14 protein-coding genes and 1 tRNA gene are annotated in these 17165 nt (G+C 37.5%); all 15 read right to left on the reverse strand.

Going from position 1 to position 17165, the window contains the following annotated elements; all coding sequences use genetic code 11:
• On the reverse strand, nucleotides 1–105 hold a 105-nt coding region (locus DPQ89_RS09375; protein ID WP_164848256.1), incomplete at its 3' end, for a GTP-binding protein.
• A 54-nt stretch (nucleotides 106–159) separates the two neighbouring features.
• Nucleotides 160–2244, reverse strand: a complete 2085-nt coding sequence (gene fusA, locus DPQ89_RS09380; protein ID WP_127716682.1) for an elongation factor G — start codon at nucleotides 2242–2244, stop codon at nucleotides 160–162.
• A 98-nt stretch (nucleotides 2245–2342) separates the two neighbouring features.
• Nucleotides 2343–2813 carry a 30S ribosomal protein S7 gene (rpsG, locus tag DPQ89_RS09385; RefSeq protein ID WP_127716683.1) on the reverse strand — a complete coding sequence of 157 codons (471 nt, stop codon included), beginning with the start codon at nucleotides 2811–2813 and terminating at the stop codon, nucleotides 2343–2345.
• A gap of 71 nt (nucleotides 2814–2884) precedes the next feature.
• Nucleotides 2885–3259, reverse strand: a complete 375-nt coding sequence (gene rpsL, locus DPQ89_RS09390; RefSeq protein ID WP_127716684.1) for a 30S ribosomal protein S12 — start codon at nucleotides 3257–3259, stop codon at nucleotides 2885–2887.
• Between the two features lie 83 nt (nucleotides 3260–3342).
• Complete coding sequence (gene rpoC / locus DPQ89_RS09395; protein ID WP_127716685.1) at nucleotides 3343–7470, reverse strand: DNA-directed RNA polymerase subunit beta'; 4128 nt, start codon at nucleotides 7468–7470, stop codon at nucleotides 3343–3345.
• Between the two features lie 48 nt (nucleotides 7471–7518).
• The gene (rpoB, locus tag DPQ89_RS09400; protein ID WP_127716686.1) at nucleotides 7519–11646 is read right to left on the reverse strand and encodes a DNA-directed RNA polymerase subunit beta; all 4128 of its coding nucleotides are present in this window, start codon (nucleotides 11644–11646) and stop codon (nucleotides 7519–7521) included.
• Between the two features lie 155 nt (nucleotides 11647–11801).
• Nucleotides 11802–12167: a 50S ribosomal protein L7/L12 gene (rplL, locus tag DPQ89_RS09405; protein ID WP_127716687.1), complete on the reverse strand. Its 366-nt coding sequence runs from the start codon at nucleotides 12165–12167 to the stop codon at nucleotides 11802–11804.
• Nucleotides 12168–12230: 63 nt separating this feature from the next.
• Complete coding sequence (gene rplJ, locus DPQ89_RS09410; protein ID WP_127716688.1) at nucleotides 12231–12785, reverse strand: 50S ribosomal protein L10; 555 nt, start codon at nucleotides 12783–12785, stop codon at nucleotides 12231–12233.
• Between the two features lie 111 nt (nucleotides 12786–12896).
• Nucleotides 12897–13604: a 50S ribosomal protein L1 gene (gene rplA / locus DPQ89_RS09415; RefSeq protein WP_127716689.1), complete on the reverse strand. Its 708-nt coding sequence runs from the start codon at nucleotides 13602–13604 to the stop codon at nucleotides 12897–12899.
• A 46-nt stretch (nucleotides 13605–13650) separates the two neighbouring features.
• Nucleotides 13651–14076, reverse strand: coding sequence for a 50S ribosomal protein L11 (gene rplK, locus DPQ89_RS09420; protein ID WP_127716690.1), 426 nt, complete (start codon nucleotides 14074–14076; stop codon nucleotides 13651–13653).
• Between the two features lie 43 nt (nucleotides 14077–14119).
• Nucleotides 14120–14758, reverse strand: a complete 639-nt coding sequence (gene nusG, locus DPQ89_RS09425; RefSeq protein WP_127716691.1) for a transcription termination/antitermination protein NusG — start codon at nucleotides 14756–14758, stop codon at nucleotides 14120–14122.
• A gap of 13 nt (nucleotides 14759–14771) precedes the next feature.
• Complete coding sequence (gene secE / locus DPQ89_RS09430; RefSeq protein ID WP_127716692.1) at nucleotides 14772–15158, reverse strand: preprotein translocase subunit SecE; 387 nt, start codon at nucleotides 15156–15158, stop codon at nucleotides 14772–14774.
• A gap of 177 nt (nucleotides 15159–15335) precedes the next feature.
• Nucleotides 15336–16484 (reverse strand): hypothetical protein, encoded by a 1149-nt coding sequence (locus DPQ89_RS09435; protein ID WP_127716693.1) that lies wholly within the window; start codon nucleotides 16482–16484, stop codon nucleotides 15336–15338.
• A 43-nt stretch (nucleotides 16485–16527) separates the two neighbouring features.
• Nucleotides 16528–16604 (reverse strand) — tRNA-Trp (locus DPQ89_RS09440).
• 106 nt (nucleotides 16605–16710) lie between these two features.
• On the reverse strand, nucleotides 16711–17165 hold a 455-nt coding region (locus tag DPQ89_RS09445), incomplete at its 5' end, for an EF-Tu/IF-2/RF-3 family GTPase (protein WP_241558822.1).

Consider the following 17165-nt stretch of genomic DNA (forward strand, 5'->3'; position numbering starts at 1 on the left):
TGTTACAGAAATTGCTGCTGTTAAAGTTGTTTTACCGTGGTCAACGTGCCCGATCGTACCAATGTTTACGTGGGGCTTACTTCTGTCAAAAGATTCCTTAGCCATTCTTTGCTCCTAATATTATTTATATTTTTTTGTTAATTATTTAATCCAGAGAATTTAAATATATATACCCTTTTTTTCAAGTATTACTTTTGCTAATTCTAAAGGAATTGACTCATATTTATCAAAATTCATAGCAAAGCTTGCTCTGCCCTGAGTTTTTGATCTCAAATCAGTACTATATCCAAACATTTCAGCTAAAGGTACCTCTGCTTCAACTACTTCTTTATTCTGCTTAACGTTCATAGCAAGAACTTTTCCTCTTTTCATATTGATGTCTGAAATAACGTCTCCAGTATAATCAACTGGAGTTACAACCTCTAGTGCCATAACTGGCTCTAAAAGACCAACTCCGGCCTTCTGACATGCATCTCTGAAAGCGGCCGAGGCAGCGATAATATAAGCGACTTCAGAAGAAGACTCTTCCCTATATGCTGCTGACAATAAAGTTACCTTTACATTTATAAACGCGTATCCAGCCATAGCACCACCTGGGGCAGTATCTCGAATACTTTTCTCGATGGCTTCAATAAATTCTTGAGGTAGTTCTCTCTTAGTAATATTGGAGTGAAACTCAATACCACTTTGGCAATCAGCAGGCTCAACTTTTAGAGTGACATGGCCAAATTGTAATTTCCCACCATACTCTTTATCAAATGTTGATTCTGCTTGAGCAGAACCTGTTACACTTTCTCTATACGAAACTTGTGGTTTACCAATTCTCACACCAACTTTAAATTCCCTTTCTAATCTATCTGCAATAATCTCTAAATGCAGCTCACCCATACCAAATATAAGAAGTTGTCCGGTTTCCTTATTATTACTATAAGTAAATGAAGGGTCCTCAAGCTTTAATCTTTCGAGGGCCTCCATCAACTTTTTTTCATCAGCAGTAGTTTTAGGCTCAATAGCAATAGAGATTACTGATTCAGGAAATTCCATAAGATCATAAATTATTGGCTTATGATTATCGCAAACTGTATCACCAGTAATAGTATCTTTTAGGCCAGATAGAGCGACAATGTCTCCTGCCTTAGCTTCAGCAAGCTCTGTTCTTTTATCTGCATGCATTTGCAAAATTTTAGTCACTCTTTCTTTTTTCTTTTTGAGAGGATTATAAATCGTTGCACCTTGCTTTAAAACTCCAGAGTAGATACGAACATAATGAATCATTCCTACAAATGGGTCACTAGCAATTTTAAATGCTAAGCCGCTAAATAGATCTTCAGTATCAGGTTTTCTCTTCTCTTCTTTTTCAGTATCTTTAGCGCTCACACCAATAACTTCACCTCGATCAATTGGAGATGGTAAGTATGCACAAATTGCATCTAGTAAAGGCTGAACTCCTTTATTCTTAAAAGCAGAACCACATAGAACAGGAATAAATCCTTTTTCAATAACAGCAGTTCTAATTGTCTCTTTAATTTTTTCAGTTGCTAATTCTTCACCACCTAAATATGCCTCAGCTAAGTCGTCATCATAGTCACATAATGATTCGATTAATTCTTCTCTGGCCATAGCGGCTTCATCTTCGAGTTCTGCAGGGATATCTTTAATTTCTACTGTAGCACCAAGGTTATCTGTACTAAAAAATAAACCCTTCATCTCTACAAGATCGATCATTCCTTGAAAGTCGTCTTCAACACCAATAGGCAATTGAATTGCTGCAGCAGTTTTTCCAAGCTTTTCTCTTATTTCTTCTAGGCAATTTTGAAAGTCTGCCCCTACTCTATCCATCTTATTAACAAATGCAATTCGAGGAACATTATATTTATCGGCCTGTGCCCAAACTGTTTCAGACTGTGGCTCTACACCAGAAACGGCATCAAAAACACCAACAGCACCGTCTAATACTCTCAGGGCCCTTTCAACTTCTATAGTGAAGTCAACGTGACCAGGAGTATCGATTATGTTTATTATTTGTTTTTCCCAGGTACATGTCGTCGCAGCAGAGGTTATTGTAATACCCCTTTCTTGCTCTTGTACCATCCAGTCCATAGTAGCAGCGCCATCATGAACTTCACCAATCTTATGACTCTTTCCTGTGTAGTAAAGAATCCTTTCGGTGGTTGTGGTTTTTCCAGCATCTATATGTGCCATTATACCAATATTTCGAATTTTACTTATTTGATCGGAGCTCATATTCCTTAAGCCTTAATTAATTTAGAACTATTAAAAATGGCTTCCAAGAGTCTAAACTCGAGGAAGCCATATAAATTGCGTATTAGAATTTTTTTAAATTACCACTTAAGGTGTGCAAAAGCCTTGTTAGCTTCAGCCATTTTGTAAACGTCTTCACGTTTCTTAACAGCTCCACCTCTACCTTGAGAAGCATCAATGATTTCGTCAGCAAGCTTATCAATCATTGTTTTACCACCTCTTTTCTTAGAATACTCTCTTAACCATCTAAGGGCTAAAGATTGTCTTCTGTTAGGTCTTACTTCTACTGGAATTTGGTAAGTAGCACCACCGATACGACGAGATTTAACCTCAACCGCTGGTTTAATATTTGAAAGTGCTTTTTTAAATACTTTCAAAGGCTCTTCACCTGTTTTCTTTTCTACTAATGCCATTGCACCGTAAAGAATTTTTTCTGCAGCTGATTTATTACCATCTGACATTAAATTATTTACACATTTTGCAATAACTACGTCTTGATACACTGGATCTGGTAGTACTAACCTGACCGGCGCTTTACGTTTTCTACTCATAAATCTCTCTCTTCAATTAGAAAATTTCTAATTTACTCTGATTAGTCTAGCTAATCAGCGGTTAATAACAATTACTTCTTTGGTTTTTTACAACCGTACTTCGAACGTCTCTGACCTCTTTTATCAACACCTGTTGCATCAAGAGCTCCACGAATTGTATGGTAACGAACACCTGGTAAATCTTTAACTCTACCACCTCTTAAAAGAACAATACTATGCTCTTGAAGATTATGTCCTTCTCCACCAATGTATGAAGTAACTTCAAAACCAGAAGTCAATCTTACTCTACATACTTTTCTCATCGCCGAGTTTGGTTTCTTAGGAGTTGTTGTATAAACTCTTGTACAAACACCACGTCTTTGAGGACAAGCAACTAGTGCAGGTGACTTTGTTTTTGTTGTCTTATCTGTTCGACCTTTTCTGATCAACTGATTAATTGTAGGCATTTCCCCACTCCTTATACTTCTATCGCAATTTTGCTAGATTAGCCAAATTGATGTATCACACCAATTTGGCCGTTTCAAGTTTTTTATACCATTAATGTAACAGATTCCTGCACAGTCTTTGTCTCTTCTTCCTCTACTACCGCTTCAAAGTCACGATATTTCGAAATTCCCGAACCTGCTGGAATTAGTCTACCCATAATAACGTTCTCTTTAAGACCACGAAGTGAATCCGCTTTACCTTCAAGAGCCGCTTGAGTAAGAACCTTTGTAGTCTCCTGGAACGATGCCGCAGAGATGAAAGAATCTGTAGTAAGAGATGCTTTAGTAATACCAAGTAGCATAGGTCTCCCTTTTGCTGGCTCGTAACCATCTGCAATCGCTTGCTCATTAGCCTCTTGGAAAGCTGTCTTAGTAACAGAATCTCCAACCACAAGATTAGTATCGCCTGGCTCAAGAACTTCAATCTTTTTAAGCATTTGAGAAACAATTACCTCAATATGCTTATCATCGATCTTAACACCTTGAAGACGGTAAACCTCTTGGATCTCATCAACAATGTAACGTGCTAATGCTTTAATCCCCATAACTCTTAAAATATCATGTGGATTAGAAGGACCATCCATAATTGCTTCACCAGCACGGATATAATCTCCCTCATTAACAATTACATAACGTCCCTTAGGAACTGAATATGTTACAGGATCTGTTCCATCTTCTGGCTTAACGATAATTCTTCTATTACCTCTAAGCTCTGGTCCAAACTCAATTGTTCCTGAAACATCTGAAATTTGAGCAGCGTTTGATGGCTTTCTAGCTTCGAAAAGTTCTGCAACTCTTGGAAGACCCCCTGTAATATCTTTAGTCTTAGTTGTTTCACGAGATAACTTAGATAGTGCATCACCTACAGAAATTTGATCGCCCTCATTAACCATAATGTTTGCGCCAACCTGTAGTCTATAAGTTGCATGTCTCTTTGTTCCTGGAACAATTATAGGATTTCCATTTTCGTCAACAATAGAAATTCTAGGCTGAACAGATGGATCCTTAGACTCAACAACAACTTTCTGAGTTAATCCCGTTACAGAATCTGTTTGCTCACTGATTGTTGAACCAGCAATAATATGCTCGTACTTAATCGTACCTGAAACTTCTGAAAGAAGTGGAATTGCAAACGGGTCCCATTCAATAATAGTATCACCGATATTTACATCTTCACCTTCTTTAAAGAAGATTTTCGCACCATAAACTGCTGGGTATCTTTCTTTCTCAGATCCACGAGCATCTTTAATTAGAAGCTCACCAACTTTATTCATAACAATCATAGAGCCATCAGCTTTTTGAGCAACAGTAACGTTGTCAAAACTTAAAGCACCAGCTGTTCTTACCTGAGTCTTGTTAACTTGTGCACCTGCAGTTGCAGTACCACCAACGTGGAAAGTACGCATTGTAAGCTGTGTACCAGGCTCACCAATTGACTGAGCAGCAATAACACCAACAGCTTCACCCATTGATACTTTTGTTCCTCTCGCAAGGTCACGCCCAAAACACGCTCCACAGAAACCATGCTTTTCTCTACAAGTTAGAACTGATCTAACTTTAATCTGATCCACATCGTGTTCTTTAAGAACTTCAATATCTTTCTCTGTTAGTAGATAATTTCTTGGGAAAAGTTCTTTTCCGCTTTCATCTAAGATTGCAGAAGAAGTGTATCTACCCATTGATCTTTCTGCTACATGCTCAACAATCTCACCAGCTTCAATTGTACTTGTTAGAACGATTCCGTCCTGAGAATCACAATCTTCATTTCTGATAATACCATCTTGAGCAACATCAACTAGACGTCTAGTTAGATAACCAGAGTTAGCTGTTTTAAGCGCTGTATCGGCAAGACCTTTACGAGCACCGTGTGTAGAAGAGAAGTATTCAAGAACCGATAAACCTTCACGGAAGTTAGATGTAATCGGTGTTTCAATAATTTCACCAGATGGCTTGGCCATAAGACCACGCATCGCCGCTAACTGTCTCATCTGAGCTGCAGAACCCCTCGCTCCAGAGTTCGCCATCATATATAGTGCATTAAATGAAGGTGCATGAATATCTTCCTCACCCTCAACATCACTTGTAAAAGTATCAACTGAGATTCTTTCAAGCATAACTTTTGTTAAGTTCTCACCTGTTTGTGCCCAGACATCAACGATCTTGTTGTATCTTTCTCCATTCGTAATCGAACCTTCGTTATACTCTTCAGTAATCTTTGAAACTTCACCATATGCTTCATTAAGAATATTTACTTTCTCTTCTGGAATAATCATATCGTGAACGTTAATTGAAATACCTGCTTTAGTTGCTTGATAATAACCAAGTCTCATTAAAGCATCCGCCAGAAGAACAGTTTCTTTTTCAGAACCAACTCTATAGGCCTTATCAATTAAAGCAACTAGTTCCTTCTTACCGAGAACTTTGTTGATATCTTCATACTTAAGACAGCTTGGAATAGCATCGTAGATAAATGTTCTACCGACAGAAGTTTCAATTAGTCTTCCGTCAACTCTTACTTTAACAGGAGCTTGTAAGTGAAGGTTTCCTGAGTGATAAGCGAATTGTGCCTCTTCTTTAGAAGCAAATACTTTTCCATAACCTCTTGCATATGGACGAATTCTAGTCATGTAGTAAAGACCAAGAACAATATCCTGAGAAGGAACGATAATTGGAGATCCATCTTTTGGAGAAAGAATGTTGTTAGTCGACATTGCTAGAATTCTACATTCAATTTGAGCCTCTAGTGAAAGAGGTACGTGTACTGCCATCTGGTCACCGTCGAAGTCAGCGTTAAAGGCTGTACAAACAAGCGGGTGAAGTTGAATAGCTTTACCTTCAATAAGAGTTGGTTCAAATGCTTGAATACCAAGTCTGTGAAGAGTAGGTGCACGGTTAAGAAGGACAGGGTGCTCTTGAACAACTTGCTCAAGGATATTCCAAACCTCTTCTTTTTGTTGATCAACCATTTTCTTTGCAACTTTAATAGTTGTACAGTGACCAAGCTCAATTAATTTGTTGTAAATAAATGGCTTGAAAAGTTCAAGTGCCATTAGCTTAGGTAATCCACATTGATGTAGTCTTAGAGTTGGACCAACAACGATAACCGAACGACCAGAATAGTCAACACGTTTACCAAGTAGGTTTTGTCTAAAACGACCTTGCTTACCTTTTAACATATCAGAAAGTGATCTTAGTGGACGCTTATTAGCTCCAGTAAAAACCTTTCCTCTTCTTCCATTATCAAAAAGAGCATCTACTGCTTCTTGAAGCATTCTCTTTTCGTTTCTAATGATAATTTCAGGAGCATTTAACTCTTTAAGTCTCTTAAGACGATTATTTCTATTGATAACACGTCTATAAAGATCGTTAAGATCAGAAGTTGCAAATCTACCGGCCTCTAGAGGAACTAGTGGTCTTAAGTCTGGTGGCAGCACAGGAACAACATCCATCATGAACCACTCTGGCTTATTATCAGATTTTAAAATTGACTCAACAACTTTTAATCTTTTAACAAACTTAGTTCTGGCCATCTCAGTCGTAGCGGCCTTCAATCCTCTTCTTAGTTCTTTATTTTCAAGATCTAAGTCGATTTTTCTAAGCATATCTTTTACGATTTCTCCACCCATACCGGCTTCGAATTCAATTCCTTGCTCTTTTAATTCGTAATATTGTTGCTCAGAGATAACTCTACCAACCTCAAGTCCACCATCTTGTCCATCACTAGATGAAGCTGTAACAATAAAAGCCTCATAATAAAGAACTTTTTCAAGTTCCTTTAAAGTTAGGTTAAGTAGTGCACCAAGACGAGATGGTAGTGAACGTAAGAACCAAATGTGTGCAACAGGAGCAGCAAGCTCAATATGACCACATCTCTCTCTTCTTACTTTTGAAAGTGTAACTTCAACACCACACTTTTCACAAACAACACCTCTGTGCTTCATTCTTTTGTATTTTCCACAGATACATTCGTAATCTTTAACAGGTCCGAAAATTTTTGCACAGAAAAGACCATCTCTTTCTGGCTTAAAAGTTCTGTAGTTAATAGTTTCAGGCTTTTTAACTTCACCAAATGACCATTCACGAATTGTGTCAGGAGATGCCATCTTTACAGAAACGGCTTCTACACTGATTGGATCTTTTGGTTTATCAAAAAAGTTCAGTAAGTCTTTCATGCCTAATCCTCATAATTTCCTCTGGGGGCAAGCCCAGAGGATTAATAATTAATTAAAAAATTCTTCTTCAGTACTCTCATCAAGCTTAACGTCTAAACATAATGCTTGTAGCTCGCGAATAAGAACATTGAACGATTCAGGAAGACCTGGTTCAAGAACTTGTTCACCTTTTACAATTGATTCATACATTCTTGTACGACCAATAACATCATCAGATTTAACAGTTAAGAACTCTTGAAGAGTGTAAGCCGCACCATATGCTTCTAGTGCCCAAACTTCCATTTCCCCAAGTCTCTGACCACCAAACTGAGCCTTACCACCAAGTGGCTGCTGAGTTACAAGTGAGTAAGGACCTGTAGAACGTGCATGAAGTTTCTCATCTACAAGGTGATGTAGCTTAAGCATGTACATAGCTCCAACAGTTACATCTTCCGCAAACGCGTCACCTGTAATACCGTCAAATAATGTAGTCTTACCGTTAGTTTCAAGATCAGCAAGAGCAAGCATGTCTCTGATTTTTTCTTCCTTCGCACCATCAAATGCTGAAGTAGAGAATCTAACACCTGTAGCTAATTGATCCGCTACCGCTTGAACTTCTTTATCACTTGCTTTCTTAAGCCAATTTTTAACTTCTTCAGTTTCATAGATTGCATAGATATAGTCTTTGATTTCGGCCATAGCTACTTGATCTTCAATTAAAGCCTTCATCTTTTCACCAAGTCCACGACCTGCCCAACCTAAGTGGAGCTCTAGTAGCTGACCGATGTTCATACGAGAAGGAACCCCAAGAGGGTTAAGTACAATTTCAACTGGAGTACCGTCAGCTAGGAATGGCATATCTTCTTGAGGAAGAACGTTCGAGATAACACCTTTGTTACCGTGACGACCGGCCATCTTATCACCAGACTGAAGCTTTCTTTTAATTGCAACGTAGATAGTAACTTTCTTGATTACACCTGGAGGTAATTCATCTCCTCTATGGTGCTTAGCAATTTCATCATTCGCTTTTTGACGAACTCTGTTGATTCTATTTCTAACGTCTGCAAAGTATTCACTTAAACGTTCTTCTAGTGATGCTTCAAGTGGTAAGTAACCAATCAATTCGAAAGGAATTGACGATAGAGCTTGACCAGTAATATCTACACCTTTTGGAAGAAGTTCAGTTGAACCATCTTCAGAAACAAGCTTATCAGTAGTTTTCGCACCTTTTAACATTTCTGCAATTTTAAGGATTGAAGATGTTTGAATTGCTTTAATTTGAATTCTTTCATCTCTTCTAATAAGAGTTGTTTCTTGCTCAATAATCTCTTTAGAACGGCTACAAAGCTCAACACCTTCACGTGTATAAACTTTTGCATCAATAACAGTACCACGTACTGAAGATGGAGCTCTAAGAGAAGTATCTTTAACATCTCCAGCTTTATCACCGAAGATCGCTTTAAGGAGTTTTTCCTCTGGAGAAAGTTGTGTTTCACCCTTTGGAGTGATCTTACCAACAAGAATATCTCCTGGCTTAATGATCGCACCAACACGAATAATACCAGCTTCATCAAGATCCTTAAGAGCTTCTTCTGAAACATTTGGAATATCACGAGTGATCTCTTCTTTACCAAGCTTTGTATCTCTAGCTTCTACTTCATAACTTTCGATATGAACTGAAGTGAAAACATCTCTAGCAAGAAGTCTTTCATTAATTAGAATCGAATCTTCATAGTTGTAACCACCCCATGGCATAAACGCTACAAGAACGTTTTGACCTAGAGCTAAATCACCTAATTGCGTTCCTGGACCGTCAGCGATAACCATACCCTTAGATACGATATCACCTTCTTTAACAAGAGCTTTTTGGTTATTACAAGTATTCTGGTTAGTTCTTTGATATTTAACAAGTTTGTAGATATCAACGCCAGATTGTCCCTCTTGGAACTTATCTCTTTGAATAACAATTCTGTTAGAGTCTACGAAAATAACTCTACCACTATGTTTTGCGAAAAGAATTGCACCTGAATCTCTTGCAACAGTACTTTCAATTCCTGTTCCAACGATTGGAGCATCTGTTCTTACAACAGGCACGGCCTGTCTCATCATGTTCGACCCCATAAGTGCACGGTTTGCATCATCATGCTCCAAGAATGGAATCAAAGATGTTGCAATCGAAATCATCTGTTGAGGCGAAACGTCCATTAGCTCAACTTGATCCTGAGGAACAAGTGTGAATTCACCGGCCGCACGAGATGGAACGTGTTCACCGTGAACTTTTCCATTTTCGATATGATTAGAGTCAATCTGAGCAATAACTTTTCCTTCTTCTTCAAATGCAGAGAAATACTTAGCTGCACCAAGAGTAAGGTCTTCGTTAACTGTTTGATATGGAGTTTCAATAAATCCATACTCAGAAACTCTTGCAAATGTAGCAAGGGAAGTAATTAGACCAATGTTTGGTCCTTCTGGAGTCTCAACTGGACACATTCTTCCGTAGTGAGTTGAGTGAACGTCACGTACTTCGAAACCAGCTCTCTCTCTTGTTAGACCACCAGGTCCAAGTGCAGAAAGACGTCTCTTGTGAGTTACTTCAGAAAGTGGATTTGTTTGATCCATAAACTGAGAAAGCTGAGAAGAACCAAAGAATTCTTTAACTGCAGCTGACACTGGTTTTTGGTTAACAAGATCATATGGCATCATTGTTTCAATTTCTTGAATCGCCATTCTTTCTTTAACAGCTCTTTCCATTCTTACTAAACCAACTCTAAATTGATTTTCAAGAAGTTCACCAACTGCTCTTACTCTTCTGTTACCCAAGTGGTCAATATCATCAACTTTACCTTTACCGTTGTTAAGTTCAACAAGGTACTTAGCAGTCATTACAATATCTTCTTGAGTTAAAACTGTATTTTCTACAGGTACATTTAATCCAAACTTATAATTAATTTTCATACGACCAACTCTTGAGAGGTCATATTTTTCTTCGTTAAAGAATAAGTTTTGGAATAGAAGTTCTGCAGCTTCTACTGTTGGTGGCTCACCAGGACGAAGTCTTTCAAAGATTTTAATAAGCGCATCTTCTTTAGAATCTGTCTTATCTAAAAGAAGTGTATTTCTTACTTGATCACCAAAGTTGATCATATCAATGTAAAGAACTTTAACTTCGTTTATACCAGCGGCCATGAGTTCTTGGATCTTAGCTTCAGAAATGGCTTCATTAGCAAGACAAAGAACTTCACCTGTATTTTCATCAAAAATATCTTCTGCTACAACTTTACCAACTACTTCTTCAATTTCAGCAGATAATTCAGTTACACCAGCATCAACCATTTTTCTTACAGATGCTTTTGTATATTTTTTCCCTTTCTTAACAAGTGCAGCACCTGTTTTCGGGTCAAGTATATCGTTAAACGCTCTTGTTCCAATCATATTGTTGAAATCAAGCTCTCTTGAGAAACTTCCGTCTTTTGCAAACTTTAATGTTTCCATTTCGTAGAACATTTCAAGTAGGTCTGTAGTAGAGTAACCCATTGCTTTTAAGACAACAGTTGCGTGTAATTTTCTCTTTCTATCAATTCTGGCAAAAAGAACATTCTTGTGATCAAACTCAAAGTCTAACCAAGAACCTCTATGAGGAATAATACGTGCAGAATAAAGAAGTTTACCACTTGAGTGCTTCTTTCCTGAATCGTGTTCAAAAATAATACCAGGAGATCTGTGAAGCTGAGAAACAATAACTCTCTCAGTTCCGTTGTAAACAAATGAACCTGTGTCGGCCATTAAAGGAATATTTCCAAGATAAACTTCTTGTTCCTTTATTGATGATACAGTTCTTTGTTCGTTTCCGTCTTTATCTACAGTTAACTCGTAGAATACTAGACGAACAACCACTTTAAGTGGTGCTTCATAAGAAAGGCCTCTTTGGCGACACTCTTTTACAGAGTATTTTGGCTCTTCTAATGTGTAACTAACAAATTCCAATGAAACAGTTTTGTTGAAATCGTGAATAGGAAAAACAGAGTGGAAAACTTGTTGTAGTCCAACCATTCTTCTTTGTGCATGCGGCACATCAGCTTGAAGAAAATCTTCAAATGATTTCAACTGTAGATTCATGAGTGGAGGGGTCTCTAGTACTTTTGGAGCTGTAGAAAAACTCTTGCGGTACCATTCATTCGGCTTAAAAACCTCAGTCATTTGATGTCTCCTAGAGAGAAGAAAATATGTTTAAAATCGATTATATTTATTTTTTTGCAAAATACGCAAAAAGGTGTGAATACGCGTCCGTATTCACACCGTTAATTTTTTTATAATAGAGTTAATCTCTATCAAAAGTTAAATGCAATAGCAAATTACTTAAGCTCAGCTTTCGCACCAGCAGCTTCAAGTTTCTTCTTGATTTCTTCTGCTTCTGCTTTTTCTACGCCTTCTTTGATTGCTTTTGGAGCACTTTCAACTAGTTCTTTTGCTTCTTTAAGACCTAGACCAGTGATTCCTCTAACTTCTTTAATTACGTTAATTTTCTTAGCACCTGCTTCAGTAAGCATTACTGTAAATTCAGTTTGCTCTTCTGCTGCTGCACCAGCAGCTGCACCAGCTACTGCAACAGGAGCTGCAGAAACACCAAATTTTTCTTCTAATTCTTTAACTAGTCCAGCAACTTCAAGTACTGACATTGATGAGATATGCTCGATAAATTGTTCGTTTGTGATTGACATATAAAACTCCTAAAATTTTTTAAAATAATAATTTATGACCCTGTGGGTCTTTTTGTTTACTTCTTACTCTTCAGTTGCTTCAGCTGGCGCTTCTTCGGCTGCTGCAGCTTCAACAGGAGCAGCTTCTGCTCCAGATTCCTTTTGCTCTTGAATTGCAAATAATACTCTTGCTAATGCAGAAATTGGTGCATTGAAAGTAGCAAGTAATGTACCTAACATTTCATCAAGTGAAGGAAGATCTGCAAGGTGCTGAACTTCTTCGATAGAAAGAACTTTTCCATCTAAAAGACCGCCTCTTAGCTCAACTACTTCATGTGCCTTTCCAGCTTCTTTTAAAGCCTTCGCAACACCTGGTGCATCTTCAAATGCGAATGCAACAGCTTGTGGACCCTTAAGACCTGACAGTAATTCCTCTGCCACAGTCCCTTTAGACGCAAGTCCAAAAAGAGTATTTCTCGTTACTACTAACTTCCCCTGGCTTTCTCTAATTGTCTTTCTTAGAGCAACACCGTCGTTTGAAGTCAGTCCGATAACGTTTGTGAGAAAAATACCCTTCGCATTTTCGATGTCACTTTTAAGTGAGTCGATAATAACGCCTTTCTCATCTCTGGTTAACATAAAACCTCCGTTTATAATTACCTACTGGTTTTCCAGTAGGTTTGGAGGGAGTTTCGGCTGGCTTTACACGCTCAATTCCTTGAAGGCGTAACCGGCTTTCTTCAACCCTATCTATTTAGCTACGTTTAACGCTTCTAAAGTATCTACTTTAATCCCTGGACCCATAGTTGTACTAACAGTCAGTGATTTTAAATAAGTTCCTTTTGCAGAAGCAGGCTTAGCCTTAACGATTGCAGAAACAACTGCATTAACGTTCTTTCTAATATCTTCAGCAGAAAAAGAAACCTTCCCTACAGGAACGTGGATAATACCAGTCTTCTCTGTACGGTACTCAACCTTACCAGCTTTTTGCTCAGCTACGGCCTTAGCAACATCTGGAGTTACTGTTCCAAGCTTTGGGTTAGGCATAAGACCTCTTGGCCCTAAAACTCTACCAATTCTACCTAACTTACCCATCATGTCTGGAGAAGCAATCACTCTGTCGAAATCTAACCATCCACCAGCAATTTTTTGAACGATATCATCACCACCAGCAAAATCTGCACCAGCCTCTTCAGCTGCTTTAATTTTGTCACCAGAAGTAATCACACACACTCTTACTTCTTTTCCTGTACCAGCAGGAAGAGCAAGTGCTCCACGGATCATTTGATCAGCATGTCTTGGATCAACACCAAGTCTAAATGCAAGATCAATTGTTTCATCAAATTTTGCAAAACTAGTAGACTTTGCAAGTTCTAATGCTTCGTTGATTGAATATTGTTTACCAGCCTCAATTTTTGAAGCGGCTTCGATATATTTTTTTGACTTTAATTTAGTCATAATAAAACCCCTTGGTACAAACGAGCCTTCGCTCTCCCATTTAAAATTAGTAATCTAACTTAAGACCCATCGCTCTTACTGAACCTTCAATTGTTCTTTCTGCCGCTTCTTGTGATGCTGCTGTAAGATCTGCTCTTTTAGTTTCAACTATTTCTTCAACAATCTTCTTTGGAACAGTTCCAGCAACCTCAGTTCCTGGCTTCTTAGATCCACTCTTAAGCTTTAACTTAGTCTTAAGTAAGTAAGATGCTGGAGGTGTTTTAGTAACAAATGAAAATGATCTGTCTGAATATACAGTGATGATTGTAGGTAAAATCACTCCTGCTTCCTTCTGTGTCTTAGCATTGAATGCCTTACAGAATTCCATAATATTCACACCTTTTTGACCTAATGCCGGTCCAATTGGTGGTGACGGGTTTGCTTTTCCTGCTTCAATTTGTAATTTAATGAAGCCTGTAATCTTCTTAGCCATGATTACTCCTGCGATTCAAAGAATCTACCAACGTGTTAATATATTAAGCTTTTTCTACTTGTTTAAAGTCTAATTCTACTGGTGTTGGTCTACCAAAGATTAGAACATTAACTTTTAACTTACCTTTATCACTTACTGCTTCAACTGTACCAACGAAAGATGCGAATGGACCTTCGATTACCTTAACTGATTCACCTTCTTCAAAGTCAATTGTAGTCTTAGTTTTCTTAACTCCATCAGCTTGCTGACCAGTCATATATGCAGCTTCCTCATTAGTAATAGGAGCTGGTTTGTCAGTAGTTCCACCAACAAATCCAGTAATCTTATCCGTATCCTTAACAAGGTGCCAGGTTTTATCATTCATGATCATTTTAATCAAGACATAACCTGGAAATAATTTCTTCTTTATAGTTCTCTTCTTCCCACCTGCGTGAGAGATAACAGTCTCTTCAGGAACCATAATTTCAGAAAAGAATTCTGTTTGCTTATAGTTAACGATTCTTTCACGTAAAGCTCTTTGAATCTTTCCTTCTTGTCCCGTTAAAGTCTTAGCGATATACCACTTGAAATCTTCTGAATCACCTGCAGCAAATGCATTCTCATCTAGCTCTTCACCAGATACTTCAGTTACTTCTTCTGTAGTTTCAATTACTTCATCAGTACTATTATTTTCTTTAGACATATATCACCTATTCTTAATAAATTAGTTCTAAAACTTTTCTAAACGTAAAATCAATCAAAACAAAAATACCGCTTATGATTGATACTGCTACAACAAGACCTACTGTCATTTTTAAAACTGAGTCCTTATCAGGCCAAACAACTTTAACTAACTCAGCATATACTTCTTCCATATGAGTCGAAGCATTCTTGTTTTTTAAAATTCCAATAAAAGTCACCAAACCGATAACAATTCCAAGACCTTGTGAAACTGCTAAAAAATTTGGAACCTTGGCTTCTAAATCAAACCACTCACTTAACTGACCCATGAAACGAATAGTAACAAACCCAGCTAATATACTAATAATTGCAACAAATGTGTTGATCCACTTCTTGCCATCTTCAATTCGAACTAAAGACATCCTATAATCCTTGGATTAACAGCTTCAGTATTTTACTAAAACTTGGTTATTTTCTACGTATAAGCTTTCCATATATCCTTTAATTAGTGCAATTTGTCCAATACTTTCTACAACTCATAACGACGCAGTGTCAAAGTATGAATAATTTCCAAAAATTGTAGTGAAATTTACTATTTCTTAAAAGGAGCAGTATTTCTTTGGTGACTTCTGCTTGTACAGCTTTAATAGAATAGGATTAGATAAATATATCCCGTTTAGCCTGTTTTCATTTGAAATATATGATGATCCAGCTTGAAGAGGACTTTTAACACAAAGCTCGCTCCTAAATGAACCTTTCAAATAGTTCTTTTTCTGGGTCGTTATAACTTCTGCCGAGAACCAGTCAGCAAAAGCCTCTGAAATTTGATCTCTTTGCATACCTGCTTGAGGATAAAGAGAGTTATTGCATGTTGGATTATCTTTCAAGGACTTATATAGTTCAGAACTTAACCTCTTTGATTTTACCATTGAAATTAACTTAGAATCGTCTCTTGGTTTTGCCCCGATTGATTCGGAACTTCTCAAGCAATTAATAATATTAGTGAAGACATATTTCTTCTTAACAAATGCACTCCACCTGCAAGGGTCAAATGCATGTGCTATCTCATGAGTAAAGACTGAATAAAGTTCACCGTCAGTACTATATTTCAAAACATTTACCCCAACATTTATGTGGTTTTCACTAGGGTCAAATGCTAATCCCCACTTTAAAAACTCAAGAGGTTTTTGCTCGAACTTTGTACCCTCAAGGCCATTGAAAAAATATAATTCCACATTTTTAACTCTAGAGATTAAAACGAGCTTCATCTTTTCGGAAATATTTAAACTTTTTATATATGAAATTGAGTCTGACTTAGCTTCACTAAATATTCCGACAAGACGTTTTATAGTTTTCTTATCAAAAGCACTGGAGTTTACTTCTTCAAAAAATTCTTCAATCTTCGAATTAATAGAACTATCCTGTGAAGGGTACTTTCCTAGAATGAAGTTCTCTAAAAAATATATTCTCCACTTGGTCACAATTTCTGTCTCATTCTTTAGAGGATCAAGACCTCTGGATGAAATCCACTTCGTAATTAATGGACTTCTAGCGGAAATTAGTGAAGACAAGGTTTTATCAGCTTGCTGAGCAATCGACTTTCTTGAAGAGAGCTCCTTAAGGCCTTTTGAAATGTTATCTTTAACTTTTGCGAACTGAATAGATTCAACATAAGGATACTTTTCACAATATACGGAAGCAAGACAGTTTGAAATACAAGCAAACACCAAAAGAGCTAATTTAATCATTTAGAAAGTATACATGAATTATAGAAGAATATAATAGAAAAAGTGGCGGGTGCAGAGGGATTCGAACCCCCAACCTACTGATTTGGAATCAGCCGCTCTACCAATTGGAGCTATACACCCGAAGACTTAAGAAATTCAAAGTACAGAAAAACTTAAAACACGTCAACGATTTAGAACAAAAAAAAGGCCATCCGAAGATGGCCCTTATATATAAAATAATTTTAAATTATTCTACGATATCAGATACTGTACCAGCACCAATTGTTCTACCACCCTCACGGATTGCGAACTTAAGACCTTTTTCCATTGCGATTGGAGTGATTAGCTCTACGTCGAATGAAGTATTGTCACCTGGCATGATCATTTCTGTCCCAGCTGCTAACTCGATAGCTCCTGTAACGTCAGTTGTTCTGAAGTAAAACTGTGGTCTATAACCTTTGAAAATTGGAGTGTGTCTACCACCCTCTTCTTTAGAAAGAATATAAACTTCACACTTAAATTTTGCGTGTGGCTTAACTGTTCCTGGCTTAATTAAACACTGACCACGTTCGATATCTTCTCTCTTAACACCTCTTAAAAGAAGACCAACGTTATCACCTGCTCTACCTTCGTCAAGAAGCTTTCTGAACATCTCAACACCAGTTACTGTTGTCTTACCTGTTTCTCTAATTCCTACGATTT

Source organism: Halobacteriovorax sp. HLS, from assembly GCF_004006665.1.
Lineage (GTDB): Bacteria > Bdellovibrionota > Bacteriovoracia > Bacteriovoracales > Bacteriovoracaceae > Halobacteriovorax.

What these genes read in the sequence shown, in the direction of transcription:
- DPQ89_RS09435 (WP_127716693.1), bottom strand. Translation starts at nt 16,484, where the DNA reads ATGATTAAATTAGCTCTTTTGGTGTTTGCTTGTATTTCAAACTGTCTT.
- rpoC (WP_127716685.1), bottom strand. Translation starts at nt 7,470, where the DNA reads ATGAAAGACTTACTGAACTTTTTTGATAAACCAAAAGATCCAATCAGT.
- fusA (WP_127716682.1), bottom strand. Translation starts at nt 2,244, where the DNA reads ATGAGCTCCGATCAAATAAGTAAAATTCGAAATATTGGTATAATGGCA.
- rplA (WP_127716689.1), bottom strand. Translation starts at nt 13,604, where the DNA reads ATGACTAAATTAAAGTCAAAAAAATATATCGAAGCCGCTTCAAAAATT.
- rpsG (WP_127716683.1), bottom strand. Translation starts at nt 2,813, where the DNA reads ATGAGTAGAAAACGTAAAGCGCCGGTCAGGTTAGTACTACCAGATCCA.
- rplL (WP_127716687.1), bottom strand. Translation starts at nt 12,167, where the DNA reads ATGTCAATCACAAACGAACAATTTATCGAGCATATCTCATCAATGTCA.
- rplJ (WP_127716688.1), bottom strand. Translation starts at nt 12,785, where the DNA reads ATGTTAACCAGAGATGAGAAAGGCGTTATTATCGACTCACTTAAAAGT.
- secE (WP_127716692.1), bottom strand. Translation starts at nt 15,158, where the DNA reads ATGTCTTTAGTTCGAATTGAAGATGGCAAGAAGTGGATCAACACATTT.
- rpoB (WP_127716686.1), bottom strand. Translation starts at nt 11,646, where the DNA reads ATGACTGAGGTTTTTAAGCCGAATGAATGGTACCGCAAGAGTTTTTCT.
- rpsL (WP_127716684.1), bottom strand. Translation starts at nt 3,259, where the DNA reads ATGCCTACAATTAATCAGTTGATCAGAAAAGGTCGAACAGATAAGACA.
- nusG (WP_127716691.1), bottom strand. Translation starts at nt 14,758, where the DNA reads ATGTCTAAAGAAAATAATAGTACTGATGAAGTAATTGAAACTACAGAA.
- rplK (WP_127716690.1), bottom strand. Translation starts at nt 14,076, where the DNA reads ATGGCTAAGAAGATTACAGGCTTCATTAAATTACAAATTGAAGCAGGA.